The 19,908-nt window shown below is 69.5% G+C and carries 16 protein-coding genes and 1 pseudogene; 7 read left to right on the forward strand and 10 right to left on the reverse strand.

Going from position 1 to position 19,908, the window contains the following annotated elements; genetic code table 11:
- The first annotated feature begins 180 nt into the window (after positions 1-180).
- On the forward strand, positions 181-5,646 hold the full coding sequence (locus tag Psi02_RS36580; protein WP_203980443.1) for an ATP-binding protein: 5,466 nt from the start codon (positions 181-183) through the stop codon (positions 5,644-5,646).
- 24 nt (positions 5,647-5,670) lie between these two features.
- Here Psi02_RS36580 and Psi02_RS36585 read toward each other — a convergent pair whose 3' ends face one another.
- On the reverse strand, positions 5,671-6,720 hold the full coding sequence (locus Psi02_RS36585; protein ID WP_203980444.1) for an aldo/keto reductase: 1,050 nt from the start codon (positions 6,718-6,720) through the stop codon (positions 5,671-5,673).
- A gap of 88 nt (positions 6,721-6,808) precedes the next feature.
- Here Psi02_RS36585 and Psi02_RS36590 point away from each other — a divergent pair, with 88 nt between their 5' ends.
- Positions 6,809-7,378, forward strand: a complete 570-nt coding sequence (locus Psi02_RS36590) for a TetR/AcrR family transcriptional regulator (protein WP_203980445.1) — start codon at positions 6,809-6,811, stop codon at positions 7,376-7,378.
- 107 nt (positions 7,379-7,485) lie between these two features.
- On the opposite strand, the gene Psi02_RS36595 is transcribed toward Psi02_RS36590, so the two are convergent.
- Positions 7,486-8,442 (reverse strand): helix-turn-helix transcriptional regulator, encoded by a 957-nt coding sequence (locus Psi02_RS36595; protein ID WP_203980446.1) that lies wholly within the window; start codon positions 8,440-8,442, stop codon positions 7,486-7,488.
- An 86-nt stretch (positions 8,443-8,528) separates the two neighbouring features.
- On the opposite strand from Psi02_RS36595, the gene Psi02_RS36600 reads away from it, so the two are divergent.
- Entirely contained in the window at positions 8,529-8,957 is a 429-nt protein-coding gene (locus Psi02_RS36600) for a VOC family protein (protein WP_203980447.1), read from the forward strand.
- 29 nt (positions 8,958-8,986) lie between these two features.
- Here Psi02_RS36600 and Psi02_RS36605 read toward each other — a convergent pair whose 3' ends face one another.
- Both Psi02_RS36605 and Psi02_RS36610 read right to left on the reverse strand, forming a co-directional pair.
- Positions 8,987-9,622 (reverse strand): class I SAM-dependent methyltransferase, encoded by a 636-nt coding sequence (locus Psi02_RS36605; protein WP_203980448.1) that lies wholly within the window; start codon positions 9,620-9,622, stop codon positions 8,987-8,989.
- Complete coding sequence (locus Psi02_RS36610) at positions 9,619-9,765, reverse strand: hypothetical protein (protein ID WP_203980449.1); 147 nt, start codon at positions 9,763-9,765, stop codon at positions 9,619-9,621. Before Psi02_RS36610 ends, Psi02_RS36605 begins: the two co-directional genes overlap by 4 nt.
- Before the next feature lie 56 nt (positions 9,766-9,821).
- Between Psi02_RS36610 and Psi02_RS36615 the strand changes: the two genes are divergently transcribed.
- Both Psi02_RS36615 and Psi02_RS36620 read left to right on the forward strand, forming a co-directional pair.
- The gene (locus tag Psi02_RS36615) at positions 9,822-10,418 is read left to right on the forward strand and encodes a helix-turn-helix domain-containing protein (RefSeq protein ID WP_203980450.1); all 597 of its coding nucleotides are present in this window, start codon (positions 9,822-9,824) and stop codon (positions 10,416-10,418) included.
- Positions 10,419-10,572: 154 nt separating this feature from the next.
- Entirely contained in the window at positions 10,573-11,286 is a 714-nt protein-coding gene (locus Psi02_RS36620) for a dienelactone hydrolase family protein (RefSeq protein WP_203980451.1), read from the forward strand.
- Positions 11,287-11,432: 146 nt separating this feature from the next.
- Here Psi02_RS36620 and Psi02_RS41270 read toward each other — a convergent pair.
- The 3 genes and pseudogenes from Psi02_RS41270 to Psi02_RS36635 all read right to left on the reverse strand — a co-directional run.
- A pseudogene (locus Psi02_RS41270) lies at positions 11,433-11,543 on the reverse strand (antibiotic acetyltransferase); the annotation flags it as partial.
- A gap of 88 nt (positions 11,544-11,631) precedes the next feature.
- Positions 11,632-12,279, reverse strand: coding sequence for a YdeI/OmpD-associated family protein (locus Psi02_RS36630; protein ID WP_203980453.1), 648 nt, complete (start codon positions 12,277-12,279; stop codon positions 11,632-11,634).
- Positions 12,280-12,407: 128 nt separating this feature from the next.
- Positions 12,408-12,845, reverse strand: coding sequence for a carboxymuconolactone decarboxylase family protein (locus Psi02_RS36635; RefSeq protein ID WP_308442303.1), 438 nt, complete (start codon positions 12,843-12,845; stop codon positions 12,408-12,410).
- A 187-nt stretch (positions 12,846-13,032) separates the two neighbouring features.
- Here Psi02_RS36635 and Psi02_RS36640 point away from each other — a divergent pair, with 187 nt between their 5' ends.
- Positions 13,033-14,064: a helix-turn-helix transcriptional regulator gene (locus tag Psi02_RS36640; protein ID WP_203980455.1), complete on the forward strand. Its 1,032-nt coding sequence runs from the start codon at positions 13,033-13,035 to the stop codon at positions 14,062-14,064.
- A 30-nt stretch (positions 14,065-14,094) separates the two neighbouring features.
- Here Psi02_RS36640 and rox read toward each other — a convergent pair whose 3' ends face one another.
- A complete protein-coding gene (gene rox / locus Psi02_RS36645) occupies positions 14,095-15,519 on the reverse strand; it encodes a rifampin monooxygenase (RefSeq protein WP_203980463.1) in 1,425 nt (474 codons plus the stop codon).
- Positions 15,520-16,269: 750 nt separating this feature from the next.
- Between rox and Psi02_RS36650 the strand changes: the two genes are divergently transcribed.
- On the forward strand, positions 16,270-17,892 hold the full coding sequence (locus Psi02_RS36650; RefSeq protein WP_203980456.1) for a phosphodiester glycosidase family protein: 1,623 nt from the start codon (positions 16,270-16,272) through the stop codon (positions 17,890-17,892).
- A gap of 118 nt (positions 17,893-18,010) precedes the next feature.
- Here the strand turns inward: Psi02_RS36650 and Psi02_RS36655 are convergent, their stop codons facing one another.
- Together Psi02_RS36655 and Psi02_RS36660 are read right to left on the reverse strand one after the other, a co-directional pair.
- A complete protein-coding gene (locus Psi02_RS36655) occupies positions 18,011-19,018 on the reverse strand; it encodes a glycoside hydrolase family 113 protein (RefSeq protein WP_239095468.1) in 1,008 nt (335 codons plus the stop codon).
- 18 nt (positions 19,019-19,036) lie between these two features.
- The gene (locus Psi02_RS36660; protein WP_203980457.1) at positions 19,037-19,666 is read right to left on the reverse strand and encodes a TetR/AcrR family transcriptional regulator; all 630 of its coding nucleotides are present in this window, start codon (positions 19,664-19,666) and stop codon (positions 19,037-19,039) included.
- Positions 19,667-19,908 lie beyond the last annotated feature (242 nt).

Raw genomic sequence — 19,908 nt, forward strand, 5'->3', positions numbered from 1 at the left:
CACATGCCTGGTCAGGGGCGGGCGGCCTACGGCTTTTGGTCGTTTCCCACAACTGGAGCCGCATAGCCTGCACTGTCTGCGACATGGCGCTGCCAGCCGGTACTCAGGAGGGTGGAACACTGCCGGGGACCGCCGTGTCGCGGCGCGTACATTTGTTGGTCTGCAGGAGGGCTCGGTCGGGTGTTCAGTCGTGTCGCCATCGTCAACCGTGGTGAGGCCGCTATGCGGCTCATCCATGCCGTACGGGAACTCGCCGCAGAGACCGGGACACGGATCGAGACCGTCGCCCTGCACACCGACGTCGACCGCTCGGCCACCTTCGTCCGCGAAGCGGACCTGTCCTACGATCTCGGTCCCGCGTCCGCGCGCCCGTACCTCGACCTGAAGGCGCTGGAGCGCGCGCTGGTGGAGACCGGGGCCGACGCCGCGTGGGTCGGCTGGGGCTTCGTCGCAGAGGACCCGGCGTTCGCGGAGCTGTGCGAGAAGATCGGAGTCACCTTCGTCGGACCGAGCGCGGAGGCCATGCGCAAGCTCGGCGACAAGATCGGCGCGAAGCTGCTCGCCGAGGAGGTCGGCGTGCCGGTCGCGCCGTGGAGCCGTGGCGCGGTCGAGACCCTGGACGCCGCCCTGACGGCGGCGGCCGAGATCGGCTATCCCCTGATGCTGAAGGCGACCGCGGGCGGCGGCGGGCGCGGCATCCGCGTGGTCACGAACGAGGCCGAACTCGCCGACGCCTATGAGCGCACCAGCCAGGAGGCCGCACGCGCGTTCGGCAGCGGCATCGTGTTCCTGGAACGCCTGGTCACCGGTGCCCGGCACGTCGAGGTCCAGGTGATCGCCGACGGCGAGGGCACCGCGTGGGCGCTCGGCGTGCGCGACTGCTCGGTGCAGCGGCGCAACCAGAAGGTCATCGAGGAGTCGGCGTCGCCGGTGCTCAGCCCGGTGCAGACAGCCGAGCTCAAGGCGTCGGCCGAACGGCTGGCCGTCGCGGTCGGTTACAGCGGCGCGGCGACCGTCGAGTTCCTCTACCACCCCGGCGACAAGCTGTTCGCGTTCCTCGAGGTCAACACCCGCCTGCAGGTCGAGCACCCGATCACCGAGTCCACCACCGGGTTCGACCTGGTCAAGGCACAGCTGCGGGTGGCGGCAGGCGGCAGGCTCGAAGGTGAGCCGCCGGTGGAGCGCGGGCACGCCGTCGAGGCCCGGCTGAACGCCGAAGACCCCGACCGCGACTTCGCGCCCTCCCCAGGCCGCATCGTACGGCTGGACCTGCCCGCCGGGCCGGGCATCCGCGTGGACACCGGCGTCAGCGAGGGCGACACCATCCCCGCCGACTTCGACTCGATGATCGCGAAGGTCATCGCCTACGGCCGCGACCGCGACGAGGCACTCGGCAGGCTGCGCCGGGCGATGGCGCAGACCACGGTGATCATCGAAGGCGGCGCGACGAACAAGAGCTTCGTGCTCGACCTGCTCGACCAGCCCGAGGTGATCGACGCCAGCGCGGACACCGGCTGGATCGACCGCGTCCGCGGCGAGGGCAGGCTCGTCTCGCACCGCCACTCCGCCGTCGCGCTGGCGGCCGCCGCCATCGAGGCGTACGAGGAGGAGGAACGCGTCGAGCGGCAGAGGCTGCTGTCGACGGCGTTCGGCGGACGCCCGCAGGTGCAGCACGAGAGTGGTCGGCCGCTGGACCTCAAGCTGCGTGGTGTCGGCTACCGCGTGCGCGTCGCGCGGGTCGGTCCGCATCGGTTCCGCGTCGGCATCGAAGTGGGTCACGACGTCCGCACCGCCGACGTCGAACTCGACCGCTTCGACGCGCACACCGGGCAGATCGTCGTCAACGGCACCCGCTACCGCCTGCTCACCGGCACGCACGGGCCGATCCATCTGGTCGAGGTGGACGGCGTGACGCACCGGGTCAGCCGCGACGAGGGCGGCGTCGTTCGCTCCCCCGCGCCCGCGCTGGTCGTCGCCACCCCGCTCGAGGTCGGCGCCGAGGTCGAGGCGGGTGCACCGGTGCTGGTGCTGGAGAGCATGAAGATGGAGACGGTGCTGCGGGCGCCGTTCAAGGCGCGGCTGAAGGAACGCGTCGTATCCGTGGGCAGCCAGGTGGAGACGGGTGCGCCGCTCCTGCGGCTGGAACCGCTCGCCGACGACGCCGCCGAAGCCGAGGACGCCTCGGCCGCCCAGTCCGTCGAGCTGGACCTGCCCGCCGCGCCCGAGCGGATCCCGGTTCGGGAGCGCACCACGCGCGGCCAGGAGGACCTGCGCGGCCTGCTGCTCGGCTTCGACGTCGACCCGCACGACGAGCACCGGGTGCTCGACGACTACCTCGCCGCGCGCCGGGCGGCCACCGAGGAAGACCACCGCCCGCTGGCCGAGGAACTCGAACTCATGGGCGTGTTCGCCGACCTCGCCGAGCTGAGCCGCAACCGGCCGGCGGGCGAGGACGGCGGCGACGACCTCCGCGTGCACAGCGCCCGCGAGTACTTCCACACCTACCTGCAGAGCCTCGACGTCGAGCGGGCCGGGCTGCCGGAATCGTTCCAGGCCAAGCTCGCCAAGGCGCTCGGGCACTACGGTGTCACCGAACTGGAGCACTCCCCCGCGCTCGAAGCCGCCGTGTTCCGGATCTTCCTCGCCCAGCAGCGCGCGTCCGCCGACGCCACGGTCGTCACGGCGTTATTGTCCGCGTGGCTGCGGGAGTCGCCGCCGGACGAGACGCTGCGCGAGCCCGCCGGTCTCGCGCTCGAGCGGCTCCTGGCCGCGACGCAGGTCCGCTTCCCCGCGGTCTCCGACCTCGCGCGCGGCGTGGTCTACGCCTGGTTCGGCCGGCCGCTGCTGCGCCGCAACCGCGCCCGCGTCTACGCGGACGTCCGCAAGCACCTGCGCCACCTGGACGCGCATCCGGACGCGCCGGACCGCGCCGAGCGCATCGCCGAGATGGTGCGCAGCACCGAGCCGCTGGTACGGCTGCTCGGCCAGCGGCTCATCCGCGAGGACCTGGACAACTCGATCATGCTGGAAGTGCTGACCCGGAGGTACTACGGCAACAAGGGCCTCACCGGTGTCCGAACCAGCGAGGTCGCGGGCTGCACGTTCGTCGTCGCCGAGCGCGCCGGCTCGTCCCTGATCTCCTCCGCGGTGAGCTTCGAAGCGCTGGGCGGCGCGCTGCGCGGGCTCGCGGAGCTGGCGAGCGGCGAGGAGGCCATCGACGCCGACATCTATCTCGCCTGGGAGAAGCAGCCGGAGGACTCCGACGCGATGGCGGCCGCGCTGCACGAGGTCGTCAGCGCGCACCCGCTGCCGGTCCAGGTCCGCAGACTCACCACCACCGTCGCGGGCAGCGGCGGCGCGGTGATGCACCACCACTTCACGTTCCGCCCGTCGGCCACCGGGATGGCCGAGGATCGACTGATCCGCGGCCTGCACCCCTACATCGCCCAGCGGATGCAGCTGGAGCGGCTGAGCAAGTTCGACCTCACCCGGCTGCCGTCCTCGGACGAGGAGGTCTACCTCTTCCAGTGCGTGGCCCGGGAGAACCCGTCGGACGACCGCCTCGTCGCGTTCGCACAGGTGCGCGACCTGACCGAGCTGCGCGAACACGACGGCAGGCTGGTCGCGCTGCCGACGGCCGAAGACACCGTCGCCACCTGCCTCGACTCGATCCGCCGCGCCCAGTCGCGGCGACCGTCGAACAAACGCTTCAACACCAACCGGATCGTGATCTACGTCTGGCCGCCGAGCGACCTCACCCGCGCGGAGCTGGAGATGATCGCCGGGCGCGTGCTGCCGACGACCGCGGGCGCCGGGCTGGAGGAGATCCTCTTCATCGCCCGGCAACGCGACCGGGAGACCGGCGAGCTGACCAAGGTCGCCGTCCGCATCTCCTTGAAGGCCACCGGCGGCATCGAACTGACCGTCGGCGAGCCGTCGAACGAGCCGGTCGAGCCGCTCGACGAATACCGGCAGAAGGTGCTGCGCGCCAGCAGCCGCAACACGGTTTACCCGTACGAGCTGACCGGCCTGCTCGGCGACTTCGTCGAGCACGACCTCGACCACGACCACGCGCTGGTGCCGGTCGACCGGCCGAAGGGGTACAACACCGCGGCGATCGTCGCGGGCGTGGTCACCACGCCGACCCGGCGGCACCCACAAGGCCTCACCAGGGTCGTCCTGCTCGGCGACCCGACGAAGTCGCTCGGCGCGCTGTCGGAGCCCGAATGCCGCCGCGTGATCGCCGCGCTGGACCTGGCAGAGCGCATGCGGGTGCCGCTGGAGTGGTACGCGCTGTCCGCCGGCGCCCGGATCTCCATGAAGTCGGGCACGGAGAACATGGACTGGGTGGCCGCGGCGCTCAAGCGCATCGTCGAGTTCACCCAGGACGGCGGCGAGATCAACATCGTGGTCGCGGGCATCAACGTCGGCGCGCAGCCGTACTGGAACGCCGAGGCGACGATGCTCATGCACACCAAGGGCATCCTGGTGATGACGCCGGACTCGGCGATGGTGCTCACCGGCAAGCAGTCGCTCGACTTCTCCGGAGGCGTGTCGGCCGAGGACAACTTCGGCATCGGCGGCTACGACCGGGTGATGGGCCCGAACGGCCAGGCGCAGTACTGGGCGCCGAACCTGCCCGCCGCACGGGACGTGCTGATGTCGTACTACGACCACACGTACGTCGCGCCCGGCGAGGAGGCGCCGCGGCGGGCGAGGACGACCGACCCCGTCGACCGTGACATCTCCGACTTCCCGCATGTCGTGGCGGGCAGCGACTTCACCACCGTCGGCGAGATCTTCTCCGCCGAGGCCAACCCGGACCGCAAGAAGCCCTTCGACATCCGGACCGTGATGCGGGCGCTCGCCGACCAGGACCACCCGGTGCTGGAACGCTGGGCGGGCATGGCCGACGCGGAGACCGCGGTGGTGCAGGACACGCACCTCGGCGGAATGCCGGTGTGCCTGCTCGGCATCGAGTCACGGTCGGTGCCGCGGCGCGGCTTCCCGCCCACCGACGGCCCGGACACCTACACCGCGGGCACTCTGTTCCCGCGGTCGTCGAAGAAGGCCGCGCGGGCGATCAACGCGGCCAGCGGCAACCGGCCGCTGGTGGTGCTGGCGAACCTGTCGGGCTTCGACGGCTCGCCGGAGTCGATGCGGAAGCTGCAACTGGAGTACGGCGCCGAGATCGGCCGTGCGATCGTGAACTTCCGCGGGCCCATCGTGTTCTGCGTGATCTCGCGGTACCACGGCGGCGCGTTCGTGGTGTTCTCGAAGGCGCTGAACCCGAACATGACCGTGCTCGCGCTGGAAGGCTCGTTCGCCTCGGTGCTCGGCGGCGCCCCCGCCGCCGCGGTGGTGTTCTCCGGCGACGTCAACGCCCGCACAGCGGCCGACCCCCGCGTGCGCGACCTGGAGGGCCGCGTCGCGGCCGCCTCCGGCGCCGACCGCGCCACGTTGGCCGCGGAACTCGACGAGCTCCGGACGTCGGTCCGCGCGGAGAAGATCGGCGAGGTGGCCACGGAGTTCGACCGCGTGCACAACATCCGGCGTGCGGTCGAGGTCGGCTCCGTCGACGCCGTCATCCGCGCCGCGGAACTGCGCCCACGGATCATCGAGGCCATCGAGGCCCGCCTGCGCTGACCCGACCCCGATGCACAGGGGCGGTCATGACCTGCCCGGCCGCGTGGCGGCCGGGCGGGTGGGATCGTTCACCCCGTTGACGAGGGGGATCGTCGTGGTCTGGGAGACCTCGTCAAGGCGGGCGAGGGTCTCCGCGGGCAGGTCGAGGGTCAGGCTTGCCAAGGCGCCGTCCAGCTGCTCCGGGGTGCGTGGCCCGATGATCACGGAGGTCACGCCGGGACGCTGCCGCACCCAGGCCAGCGCCACCGCGGTCGACGTGGTGCCGAGTTCGGCCGCGACCGTCCTGACCTCTTCGACGATGTCCAGATTGCGGTCGCTCAGCAGTTCCTGGGCCCACGTGCGGGCAGCGGGGATCCCCGCTTTCAGGAACCGGCCCAGGCGGCTGTCCTCGTCCGGGTCGTTGTCCCGGCCGTAGCGGCCGGTCAGGACGCCGCTGCCCAGCGGAGAGTAGACCAGGGTGCCGAGCCCGTGTCGCTCGCACGTCGGCAGGATCTCGGCCTCGATGCTGCGGGCGATCAGTGAGTACTGCGGCTGCAGACTGATGAACGGCGTCGTCCCGGCTCGGTCGGCGGCCCACTGCGCCTCCACGATCTGCGCGGCGGTGAAGTTGGAGCAACCGATGTAACGGACCTTGCCGGACCGCACGAAGCCGTCCAGCGTGGCCATGGTCTCCTCGATCGGCGTGGTGTCGTCCCAGCCGTGGCACTGGTAGAGGTCGATGTGATCGGTGCCGAGGCGCAGCAGGCTGGCCTCCAAGGCCCTGGTCAGATGGGCGCGCGACAGTCCTCGGTGGTTGGGCCCATGGCCCTGGCGCATGAACCCCTTGGTGGCCAGCACCACTTCGTCGCGCCTGCCTTTGATCGCCCGGCCCACGACCTCCTCCGACTGGCCGCCGGTATAGGCGTCGGCGGTGTCGACGAAGTTGTTCCCGCGGTCCAGGAACGCGCCGATGATCTGCGCGGCCTCGCCCTCGCCGCAGCCGGCGAGGGGATGGTCGCCCGAGCCGAAGTTCATGGTGCCCAGGCAGGCCCGGGACACCTTGAGTCCCGATCGGCCCATCGTCACGTAGTCCACGTGCGCTCCTCGCTATCATCTCAACCGGATCACCCGATCCGGTTCGGCAAATATACGGAACACCTGATCCGCTTAGCAAGGAGGGACCGTGACCGACACATCCCGGCCGCTACGCGCCGATGCCCGGCGCAATCGCGCCCGCGTCCTGGAGGCGGCGGAACTCGTCCTGGCCCGAGACGGGATGACGGCCTCACTGAGAGAGGTCGCGCGCCAGGCCGGAGTCGGGCTGGCGACGATCTACCGGCAGTTCCCCACAAAAGAGGCGCTGTACGAGGCGATCGTCATCGAACGGGTCCGCAGACTCGTCGACGAGGCCCGCGCGCTCGCCGCCGCCCAGGACGCCGCGGCGGCGTTCTTCGGCTTCTTCACCCGCGTCGTGGCCGATTCCACCGACAAGAAGATGCTCGTGGACGCTCTCGCCGATGCAGGAGTGAACGTGAAGACGCACATGGGCGATCTGCAACGCGACATGGTCAACGCCATCGAGACACTGCTGACCCGCGCCCAGCACGCGGGCACCGTACGTGACGACCTCGCGATGCCGGAACTGCTGGCTCTGCTGGCGGCCGCTTGCCTGGCCGCCGAACGCAATCACTGGGACGAGCGGATGCGCACCCGCGCCCTGGCGTTCATGTTCGACGGCTTCCGCCCCCGCTAGCCGATGCGCCACTCGGCTGGAGCCGAACCGGCGCCCCGGCACGTGGCGGCGACCCTCGATGACCCTCCTGCGACCCGTTCCCGGCGGACTGGCGGCGCTTCGCGTGCTCAGGCGACGTCCGGCCCCTTGGCGTAACGCCCGGTCAGCTCCAGGCCGATCCTGGCGAGCTCGGCGCGTACCGACTCCGGCTCCACCACCTCGACCATCGCGCCCCACCCGGCCAGTCGCTCGGCGATCGAACGTGCCATGTGCGCCGCCACCCGCGCCCGGACCCGCCCGCCGTCCTGTCCGATGACTTCGCAGTGCCGTCCGAAATGCGAGCGGAGCACCGGGAGGAACCGGGCGTCGATCAGCACCACGGCCGAGACGAGCGAACGCCGCTGCTCCATCTCCGCCACCACACGCGACCACTCCGCCGACAGGTCGAAGTCGTCAGGTCGCTGGGCGGGGAGATCCGTGACCTCCGCGGAAGTGACGCGGTCGACGCGAAACGTCCGCTGACCGGCTTCCGTGCCCGCGAGGAGATACCAGACCCCGTCCTTGTCGACCAGGCCCAGGGGATCGACCGTACGCTCCGTCGACCGCCCACCCCTGCCGCTGTACTCCAGCCGTACCTTGAGCCTGCGCACGACGGCGTTCCGCAGGGACCGCATGAGGGCAGGCGGCTCACGGTCCTGCTCGCCCCAACCCGCCGAGTCGGACACGACGGCCCGGACCGCCGCCTCGGCGTCGGAGCGGAACGTGGCGGGCAGAGCGCGAATGAGCTTGCGCAGGGCGGAGGACAGCTCGGGATCACCTGAGCCGGCCGGGCCGAGGAGCAGGAAAAGGGCCTGGGACTCGGCCGCGTTCAGCCCGCTGAGATCCGTGCGCGCGCCACCGACGAGCGACCAGCCACCGCCGCGGCCCGGCTGCGGATAGACCGGAATTCCGGCGGCGGACAGGGCCTCCAGGTCGCGGCGGGCAGTGGCCACGGAGATCTCCAGCTCCTCGGCCAACTCGAAAGCGGTCACCCGGCCACGCGCTTGGAGCAGCAGGAGAGCAGCTACGAGACGGTCGGCGCGCATGTCCTCATCCTCGCATTTAAAGTGCTCAATTGGTGAGCACTTTAAATGCGAGGATGGTCACAGACCCGCGAGAGAGGAAAACGGAAATGTTGCGAGGACTCACCACCGTCACCTTCTACTCTCCCGACTTCGAGGCGACCAAGCGCTGGTACACCGAGCTGTTCGGGATCCCGCCCTACCTGGACACCCCGGCGTACATGGAGTGGCGCATCGGCGACTACCAGCACGAGTTCGGCGTCGTCCACAGCACCTACGCCGGGAGCGAGCTGGCCCGGACCGCCGATCCCGACACGATCGGAAGGCCGGCGGGCGCCGTGGTCTACTGGCACGTCGACGACGTCCCCGCGGCTCTGGAAAGGCTCGTCGCGATGGGGGCCAAGGAGCACGACTCGCCGCGCGACCGGGGCACCGGATTCATCACCGCCTCCGTGATCGACCCCTGGGGCAACGTCCTGGGCCTGATGTACAACCCGCACTACCTGGAGATCCTGGACTCACTGAAGGAGGAGTCGTGAAGATCTTCACCGACACCGCCGGCGTGTGATCACCGGCGCCGGGTGGCGCGCACGACGACATCGTGGAGGGGAACCGCTCGGCTCCCATGGCCGGTGAGAGTGCGGAGATGCTCCTCGGCGGTGACGATCTCCCACTCCCTGCCGTCCATGCGCGCGGTGATGGCCGCGGACGTGGCCGACGCTTCGGCGGGAGGATTGTGCCCGTGGCCGGTAGAGCCCGGAGAGTACAGGTGCCCCACGATGAACAGCGTGCCGCCGGGAGCCACCCATTCGGCGATGCGGTCGTAGAACTCCAACTGGGGCATCGCCGGGTGGGCGTAGTGGGTCATGACCAGGTCGAACTGCGCCTCCGGGCTCCAGACACTCAGATCCGCCTCAACCCACCGCAAGCGCTCAAGGGCCCCGCTCGTCGCCGCCCGCTCGGCAGCGCGAGCAAGGGCCTCCGACGAGATGTCGGCAGCGGTGACGTGCCAGCCGTGGGAGGCGAGCCGGATCGCCTCGGCACCGCCGCCACACCCCGCGTCCAGTGCCGTGCCGGGTGTCAGGCCGCTGGTCTCACGAACGAGGTACGGGTTCGGCGGGTTGCCGCCCATGGATCCGGGGCCCCCGGCCGGCCCCTGTTGCCAGTGCCGCTCCCAGAATTCCTTGTCGAACTCGTGCGTCATAGGTCGTCCTCCTCGTTCGCGATGATCCCTCCGCCGTAGCGGGCGACCTCGTCGCGGCCACGTCCCGAAACTCCGCCGGGCTCACCCGCGCCGACGGATCGCGCACCCCCTCTGCGGGTGCCGTGCCTCGGTTCGTCCTTCATGGTGCTGATAGGAAAGCGGATGTGCAAACGTTGTTGCCAAATGGCAAAATGAAGGGGTGGATGAAGCCATCGACCGCACGCTTGACGCTGTCGGACCGCGGTTGAAGCGCCTCCGGCTGCATCGCGACGTCACGCTCGCCGACCTCGCGGAGGAGACCGGCATCTCCACCAGCACCTTGTCCCGGCTCGAGGCGGGCCTGCGACGTCCCACGCTCGAGCAGCTGCTTCCGCTCGCTCGCGCCTACGGGGTCACACTCGACGAACTCGTCGATGCGCCGCCGACCGGCGATCCCCGCATCAATCTGCGTCCCATCCCCTGCAGCGACGGCTCGGTCATCCTGCCGCTGACCCGCAGGCCGGGAGGAATCCAGGCCTACAAGTTCGTCCTCCCGGCCGGAAGCGACGACGCCGAGCCCGACCTGCGCACCCATGAGGGCTACGACTGGGTCTATGTCCTCAACGGAACACTCCGCCTTGTGCTCGGCGAACACGACCTCATCCTCAAGCCCGGGGAGGCCGCGGAGTTCGACACGCGCACCCCGCACTGGTTCGGGGCCACCGGCGCCGGACCCGTCGAGTACCTGAGTCTCATCGGGAAACAAGGCGAACGCGCGCATGTCCGCGCGGCACCGAGACACGGCCCGGCCGAGTAACGGAACTTGATCGGTGTGATACATTCGGCGTCGCTTTGCGCCCGTATCGAACCGGAGGAGGTGAGACCGATCAACGCAGTGACAGGTCGGGGCTCCCTCCCTTGCATGGCCTAGGGAGCGCCCGCACAAGGCATCCCGAAAGGCTTGAAACGCTATGCGCTTCACCTCTCAGACGTCGACTGACGGCGTCACCGAACGATCCTTCACCCTCGGCGAGCTCCCCGGCGTGCTGTGGACGCCTGACGACGCCGAACCCGGTGCCCTGATCCTCATCGGACACGGCGGCGGACAGCACAAGCAGGCCCCTGGCGTGGTGGCCCGCGCCATCCGGCTGGCGGCCTACGGGTTCGCAGCAGCGGCCATCGACGCCCCCGCCCACGGCGACCGGCCCAAGACCGCCGAACACGACCAGATCATCACCGAGATGCGGGCCCGCATGTCCGGCGCAGGCGACCCGCTCCCGCTACTGGCCGAGTTCCACGCGCTGCTGGCCGCCCAGACCGTCCCGGAATGGCGCTCGGTCCTGGACGCGCTCGGGAATCTGGGCCCAGTGGGTTACTGGGGCATGTCGCTGGGCTGCGCCCTCGGCATCCCGTTGGTCGCCGCCGAGCCGCGGATCCGCGCGGCGGTGCTGGGGCTGAGCGGGACGTCGTCGGCCTCGGCGGAGGCCGCCGCCGGGGTCGCCGTGCCCGTGCAGTTCATGATGCAGTGGGACGACGAGCTGATTCCCCGCGAGGATGCCCTGGCGCTGTTCGACGCCCTGGCCTCAGGTGAGAAGACGCTGCACGCCAACCCCGGCAAACACGGGGACGTGCCGGCCTTCGAGGCCGACAGCGCGTTGCGATTCTTCGCCCGCCATCTGGGCTGATACCGCCGCCTGCCGTCCGTGACGCGCCGATCGGGGTCCGTTCCCGATCGGCGCGTTCATTCCACTACTTTCCGGGTGGCGGCGATCCGCTCGATCTCGGCGGGAGTGCCCGCCATGATCGTGCGTAGGTGCTCAGTGACGAGATCGACCGGCCAGTCCCACCAGGCCGCCCGCAACAGTCGGTCGACGTCGGCGTCGGCGAAGCGCTTCCTGATGACGGTCGCAGGGTTGCCACCCACGATGGCGTATGGCGGAACAAGGAACCGGGTGCCGGAGGCGATCGCGCAGTACTTGCCGAGTGCGTGGGCTTGGAGGAGCGAGGCGGGGAGAGGAGTGGGCCCGCATTCAACTGCCGAGGGCACGCTTTTGTGGATGGATCGTCTCGCCGCGGGCGAGCATGTCAACGAACTGGGTGATACGGCGGGCTCGGGTCTCGGCGCGTTTGGCGTTCGCGATCCGATAGAGAACGGCGTAGCGGTTTTGGGAGGTGAGGATGTCGAACATCGCTTGTGCCTGGGGTTTCGCGGCCAATGCGGCGGCCAGGTCGGCTGGTACCTCGATGCCGGCTTGTCCCGCGTAGGCCGTGTCCCAGCGGCCGTCGGCCTTGGCGCGTTCGACCTCGGTCATTCCGGCCGGATGCATCCGGCCCTCGCTGATCAGACGGGTGACGATGGAAACGTTCCGCGCCGACCAGGGACTTTGCCTTCCGCGAGGGGTGAAGCGCCGGCAGAAGGTGATCTCATCCCGCCGTCGTAGATGACCATCGATCCAGCCGTGGCACAGGGCTTCGTCGAGCGCCTGGTCATAGGTCAGGCTGGTGGGCCGGGTCGTGTTCTGCTTGGCGAGGACCAGCCACACCCCTGCCGAGCTGTCGTGGTGCTCGCTGAGCCACTCCCGCCAGGCTCGGACATCGGTAACGGTCAGTTCCAGTAGTTCGTCGCTCATCGTCATGTGCCCCTGATGATCATCAAAGGGATGGTTGTCGGTGGTCACCCGAAGGTGGGAGCCCAGGACGGGCGCCTGCCGGAAGCGGCGCTCGATCGGTCAGCGGTGGAGCCGGCCGATCACGTCCTTCGCCACGTCACCACCGCGGCCTCTGGACGGATGACGCCCGGCCGCCTTCACCAGGTCTTGCCGGCCTGCTCCCGGATCGTGTGGTTGATCCGGTTGAAGAAGTTGGTGAGTGCGATGTTCAGGATGATCGCGGACATCTGGTTCTCGTCGAAGTGGGTGGCAGCATCGTCCCAGATCTCGTCGGTCACGCCCGGCGCGCCGTCCTGGATCCGGGTGGCGGCCTCGGTCAGCGCAAGCGCCGCCCGCTCATCCTCGGTGAAGAACGGGGTATCGCGCCAGGTGACCACGTTGTGCAGCCGCTCCTCGGTCTCTCCATGCTTCTTCGCCGACTGGACGCCGGCGAACACACACGGGCTGCAGCCGTTGATCTGACTGGCCCGCAGATGGACCAACTCGAGCACGAGCGGGTCGACGCCACCGGCGTGAATCGCCTTGTGGAGATGCTGGATCGCTGTGATCACGTCGGGATTCGCCACGCTCTTCATGCGTGCTTCCATGGGTCCTGCCCCTCGTCGGTTACGTGCGCCCATCCGGGCCCGCCATCTAACGCACCGTGGCGGAGGTCATCGTCGTCCTAATGGACTTTTCGGCCGAGGAGTTCTCGGTCATGCCGGCGACGTTACGGTATGACCCGGTCAGAAACGGTCCTGGTTATCGAGCAGACTGTTAGCCGTGGTCAACACCTCGGCGCGGCTGCTGCGGCTGCTGTCTTTGCTGTCAACGCGGCAGTCCTGGACGTCCGCTGATCTTGCCGCCCAGCTGGAGATCACCGAACGGACGGTTCGCCGGGACATCGCCCGGCTACGTGAACTCGGCTACGGCATCGAATCGGAGATGGGCCCATGGGGCGGCTACCACCTCGGGCCCGGAACCAGCATTCCGCCACTGATCCTTGACGAGGAGGAGGCCCTCGCGGTCGCTGTCGGGCTGCGCGCCGCCGCCTTCAGCGGAGTCTCCGGCAGCGACCAGGCAGCCCTGTCGGCGCTGCTGAAACTACGCCAGGTGCTGCCGTCCAGGATCGCCGACCGGCTCGGCGAGCTGGACGCCGCGTTCACCCACACCGCACGACCCGACGACAGCCAGATCGCCCCCGCGCTGCTGCTCGACCTGGCCACCGCGTGCCGGCGAGGCGAACGCACCCAGTTGACCTACCGCGACCGGGCCGGAACGACGTCCACCCGCCGAGTGGACCCCTACCGGCTCATCTACACCGGCCGCCGCTGGTATCTCCTCGCCTACGACCTGACGCGGCAGGACTGGCGCACCTTCCGTACCGATCGCATCATCGATGCCACAGCCGTCGGGCAGGCCACTGCCCTGCCCGACCCGCCAGATCCAGCACAGATGGTCAGCACGGGCATCGCGCTGAGGCCCCACCCGGTGCGGGTGACCATCCGCCTGGCCGTACCGGCCGATGAGGCCCGCAGGCTGGTACCACCAACGGTCGGCGTCCACCACCCGGACGGCGATGACGCCACGATCATCGACATCGGCGGGCCAGACGCCGACGGCCTGGCCCGCTACCTGCTCAGCCTCGGCCGACCACTCCAGATACTGCACCCAGAAGAGGTCCGCCAGGCATTCCTCACCCGCACACGACAACTCCTGAAGGACAACCAGTGGCACGAACACCCGCCGACAGCTGACACGGCTACCTGCAGTGACGGATGTTGCCGCCACCATGAAGTGCGACTGCAACCTTGACTGTCTCAATGGCCGGCTGTTCAGGCGAAATCAGTTGGCGGGCTTGCCGAACCAGCGGGAGAGGTGGTCGTCCAGGTCCTGCTGATCGTCGCCGATCCAGGCGACGTGGCCGTCGGGGCGTAGCAGGACGCACGGAACATCCAGTACCGCAGTGGGATCCGCGAGGTGATCGACCCGGTCGGACCAGCCGCCGACGGCCAGGCGTTCGGTGCGGTCCAGCAGCAGGCCGCGGCCGCGATGCAGCAGACCGTAGAGACGTCCCTGTTTCACGTCGATGTCGCGCAGGCGGCGGCCGAGCAGATCGGGGCCCTCGCCGAAGTCGTAGCGGATGCCGATCGCGGTGATCTTCTCGATCAGATGGCGGTTCACCTCGTCGAAGTCCATCAGTTCGGTGAGCAGCCTGCGCACGGCCTGCGGGCCCGGTTCGGTGGACTGCAGTTCCATCTGGGCGCGGGTGTTGTCCAGCACGTCCTCGGCGACCGGATGACGTTCGGCCTGGTAGGTGTCCAGCAGTGTTTCCGGCGCCCAGCCGCGGATCTGCGCGGCCAGTTTCCAGCCGAGGTTGAACGCGTCCTGAACGCCCAGGTTGAGGCCCTGTCCGCCGATGGGTGGATGGATGTGTGCCGCATCGCCGGCCAGCAGCACCCGCCCGACCCGATAACGTTCGGCCAGCCGGGTGGCATCCCCGAAGCGGGACATCCAGCGCGGGGAGTGCACGCCGAAATCGGTTCCCGCGATGGTCCGCAACTGTTGTTGGAAATCCTCGAGGGTGGGCGGTTGCGCGCGGTCGCCGACTCCCGCGGCGGGGACCAGGACGCTATAGACTCCTTCGCCGAAGGGCCGGAGCCAGAATCGCTGATGGGTCTCGCGGATTTCGGTCACCTTCGCGGCGATCTCCTCCTGCGGCACACCCACTTCCATCTCGCCCATCAGCGTCTCGGTCCGCGAGGGCTCGCCGGGGAAGCCGACGCCGAGCAGCTTGCGCACCGTACTGCGCCCGCCGTCACAACCGACGAGGTAGCGCGAACGCAGCTGTTCCCCGTCGGCCAGCTCGACGGTCACACCCTCGTCGTCCTGCTCGAAACCGGCGACCGCGCAACCACGCCGGACCTGCGCACCCAGTTCGATCGCATGTTCTTCGAGTAGATGCTCGATGACCGGCTGCGGGATACCCAGCAGATAGGCGTACGCGGAATCCAGGCCCTTGGGCGCGGGTTTGGGGATGGCGGCGAAGAAACCGCCGGCCGGACGCTGTCTTCCATGCCGGCGAATGCGATCCAGCAGTCCGCGCATCGCCATCAGCTCGAGACTGCGAATATGCAGACCGACTATGCGGACGAACGACGCGGGCTCGGTTTCCTTCTCCAGAACGAGTACCCGCACATCGTGCAGCCGCAGTTCGGCGGCCAGCATCGCACCGGTCGGCCCGCACCCGGCAATGATCACGTCGAACATGAGGGGCGCGGGATCGGCGCCGGAGGCCGACGACCAGAGGCCGGGGACGTCGCGCTCGACCCTGTCACTCGACGGCTGCTTGGCGGTGACCTGCTGAGAGTGCATAGAGGTGTTGCCTTTCGGGAGTGCCTTGTTGGCGAGGCGCTCCCGGCGACACCTACGTCAATCGCCCGACCGTGACGGGAAGGGAGAGCACCCACATCGATACAGCGTTCATGGGTCTCACCTCCTCGGGCGGTGTCATGGTCGACTGCAAGCTACAAGCCCGAACATCATCCCGTCCAATCCTTTCCCGTCCTCGCCACGGCTCCGGGTCGTCAAATCCGTAGTGGCCGTACGCGTGTGCATAGGCCGTATTCAGCGCGCGACTGTCTGGTGAGGGGTGTGGTTTTGTTTTAGGGGACGCTGAATTCTGCTTCACCGACGCCCTTTACAATGTAGATCAATTAATCGAGTCGATTCGCGGTACACCTCGGACGCCGAGCTGACGGTCCGAGGCCCGCCGAAAGCTCTCCCCAGCGTCGCCGCCGTGCTCTTGTGCGACGAGACCACGGCCCGGGGCCGGCCCGCCTCTCCCCCACGACGTCCTGCTCGGCGGCATGCCGCCACCGAGCGTTCATGTTCCTGTCCGCGTCCGCACCTTCGCTTCCGCCCCGGCGTTCGCTTCGTCGCGTTGGACTTTCGACTTGGTCATTTTCGGCCGGAACGGATTACCCCATCCGGCCGTCCACCGAGTCTGAAGGATGTGTTATGCACAACAGCCCAGGCAGCGGTCGCAACACTCGTGCCCGGCTCGCACTCGGCGCGCTCGCACTCGCGCTGGTCGCACCGCTGACGGTCTCGGGAGTGGCCGCCGCGGACACCCCGGCGACCATCGCCCCGGCGAGCACCGGGACCGTGGCGCAGTGGACGACGCGGACCGTCGCGCCGGGCGTGGAGGTGCGAACCGGGACCCTCAAGAACCTCGCCGCCGCGCCGGGTTGGACCGTCACCGTGCAGGCCGAGACGAAGGCCCGGTTCACCGGCGCCCAGGCGTGGGCCGCGGTGGGTTCGGAATCGTGGGCGTCGCAGACCGCCGACCGGCTGCGCACCGCGGGCTTCGAGCCGGTGTCGACCAGGATCCCGTGGCCGGGCTACTCCGACACGCCGCGCGGTCTCATGGGCGTACGGGTGCGGATCGGCTCCTACCCGACCCAGGACGCGGCGCGGAGCGTGGCGTCTCAGGTCACCGCGGCGGGATTCCGCAACGTCGTGGAGTGGGCCGGTTATGACGCCGACCAGCCGGCGGACGTGGAGAACATCAACGTCACGGTCGTCGACCCGCACAGGTTCCACGGGACCGTCGAGGCCACCCACGACGGCAACGTCGCTCAGCGGGAGACGACCTCCTCGGTGGCGGCCAAGCTGGGCTCCCTGGTGGGCGTCAACGGCGGCTTCTTCCTCACCTCCGACGCCGACGGCGTACAGGGCACCATGGCGGGCATCGGCGCCTACGACGGTGAGCTGACCTCGATGGCGGTGGGATCGCGGGCGGCGCTGATCCTTGAGGACGGCGGCCGGCGCACCCGGATCGCCGATCTCACCACCACCGTGACCGCGCGCGCCGGCCGTGCGGAGCACGCCGTCGAGGGGGTGAACCGCACGCCCGGACTGCTGCGGAACTGCGGCCGACCGGGGGCGATCCCCACGGCGGAACCACGCCATGACACCACCTGCACCATGACCGACGAACTGGTGAAGTTCACCGACGACTACGTCCACGCCCTCCCGACCGGCGCCGGCGTACAGGTGGTGCTGAACTCCAAGGACCGGGTCGTGTCAGTCGGCGACCGGACCGGCACCGTCACGCCCGGCCAGACCGTGCTCCAGGGCATCGGCCCGGCGGCCTCCTGGCTCACCGCGCACGCGAAGGTGGGCGCGGAGATCTCCGTGACGGAGGACATCCGCGACGACCACGGGCGCAAGGTCAGGCTGGGCAAGGACGACAGCATCGTCAGCGCCGCGCCGACGCTGGTGGAGGACGGGCGGATCCGCATCGACGCCGCCACGGAGGGCGTCGTCGACCCGCTGGACCTCTCCTTCGGCTTCGCGTGGGCGAACAACCGCCAGCCCCGGACGATGGCGGGCATCGACCGGCAGGGCCGGCTGCTGCTGGTGACCGTGGACGGCCGTCTGAGCGGCGGCAGCGAGGGCTTCACCCTCGCCGAGGGCGCGGCCTTCATGCGGTCCCTCGGCGCGGTCGACGCGCTCAACCTGGACGGGGGCGGCTCCTCCACCACGGTCGTGAACGGCACCCTCGTCAACCGCCCGTCCGACGCGACCGGTGAGCGCCCCGTCGGCGACACGATCCAGGTGCTGCCGCGCACCCACTGAGGTCCCATCACGCACCGGTACGGCGCGGGGCGGGAGCGCTGAGCGAACAACCGCACGCCGTACCGGTGCGCAGCCGTGCCGGTGACCTCGGTTCCACTCCCCCTGGCGAAGGGCCTCGCTAGCGGTAGTAGTCGGCGAGCGCGGTGAAGGCGGCCTTGGGCTCCCAGGGCATGTCGGGGTAAGTGTCGCCGAGGCCGTTTTCCAGGATCTTGACCACGCCCCAGCTCGCCATGTCGAGGTCTTCCCGGGGATCGGGGCGGTACGGCAGGCCGTAGCAGACGAAGGTGCACGCGAAGGCGGCGTCCACGCCCTCCGCGGTGAACACGTCCAGCAGTTCGCGGAGGTAGGTGGCCTGCTCCTGCTCGTCGCGCACGTAGTCGCCGTTGAGCCGGACCGGGGTGACGCCGTCGTATTCGACGATCTCTCCGCTGCGTGCGCCATGATCGGCCGCGCCGCGGTGGGTGGTGCAGCCGAACTCGGTGATGGCGACCGGCTTGCCCTGCTCGACCAGTGTGCGAACGCCCTGCTGGTAGATATGGGCGACTTCCTTCGAGCGGTGGGCGTCGACCGACACGATGTCGAACGGCGTCCAGTCGACGCCCTCGAACGGAATCGAGGCGTAGGTCACCTTGCCGCCGAACCGCTCGCGGACCACGGTGACGGCCTTGGCGAGGAATTCGTTGATGCGGCCGGGCACCTCGGCCAGGAGCCCGCGCGTCTCCGGCCGGGGAGTGAGCAGGGCGCCGACGCGCTCCTCAAGGCTGTCGCCGGGCAGGAACCCGCGGTTGAACAGGCTCAGCTCGGCCCCGGTGACGAACACGACGTCGGCTCCCCCGAGGCGGATCCGCTCGGCGCGCTCGGCACCGTCGGCGAGCAGGTCGAGCATCCGCTCCGGGCCGAGCTGGTAGGTGAACGGCGAGAACCAGACCTCCAGTCCCAGGTCGGCCGCGTGGCCGGCGGCGAACTCGAGCCGGTCCAGGTCGTCGCCGAACAGGCGCACCGCGGTGCAGTGCAGGTCATCGCGGATGATCTGCAGTTCGCGTCGTACGACGGCGTGGTCGAACGGCCTGCGGGTGATGCCGTCGAAGCTGAACCCGGTGTCGTAACCGATGCCCTTGGCTCGCATGTCGGGGTGTCCTTCGCTTCAATTGGCGGCCCGGTCACTGATCTTCGGGGCCTGGAGTGGCGCGGCCGGAACCACACAGGACAGGGCACTGCGCAGGATGGCGGCGAAGGACCCGCTGTCGCCGGCCTCGAGCCAGTGCCGCCCCGCCACGCGGACGGCGCCGGCGACCGCGGCGGCCGTGACGGCGGGGAACAGGTCATATCCCGGGTCGATGCCGGTGCGGGCCGCGATCGCCTCGGCGAGCGGGCCCTCCGCCATGCTGAACGCCTTCAGCGCCTCGCCCTCCAGCTCGGGCGTCGACATGATCATGCGCAGGCCGGCCCTGTCGGGCTCGGGGTCGGTGTAGAGCTCGACCATGGCCGCGATGAGGGCCTCGTCCAATGGCTCGTCCGCGGGCCGGGAGCTCAGCGCGTCCCCCGCGCGCTTGGACTGGTCGGCCTGGAAGGCGCAGATCGCCTCGGCCCTGCTGGAGAAGTAGTTGTTGTACGTGCGGGATGAGACACCCGCGGCCGTAGCGATGTCTTGGACACGCACGAGGACCAGCCCGTTGGGGCCCTGCTCGATGGCCAGGCGCAGCGCGGCGTGGCTGATGGCCTCCCGGGTGGTCTGCCTCATCCGCGTCCGGAGGTCCATGGCGTCGTCGTTCATGGATCGACCCTATCTCAAATTGCGTGCTGCGCACCATGTGCGTGTCACGCAATTTGTGGGTAGAGTGCGAGCGGACGCCTGGCACTCACGCATGGAGAGTGCCAATCGCAAGGCGTGCGCCGGGACGGCGGGGTCCACCGGCAGACCGTCCGCCTGCCGGCGGGCCCATCCGTCGCGGGCGCCGTCCCGGCAATCCCCATCAAGATCAGGAGCAATAAATGGCTTCGAAGATGATCGCATTC

Origin of the sequence: Planotetraspora silvatica, assembly GCF_016863315.1 — a bacterium.
Lineage (GTDB): Bacteria > Actinomycetota > Actinomycetes > Streptosporangiales > Streptosporangiaceae > Planotetraspora > Planotetraspora silvatica.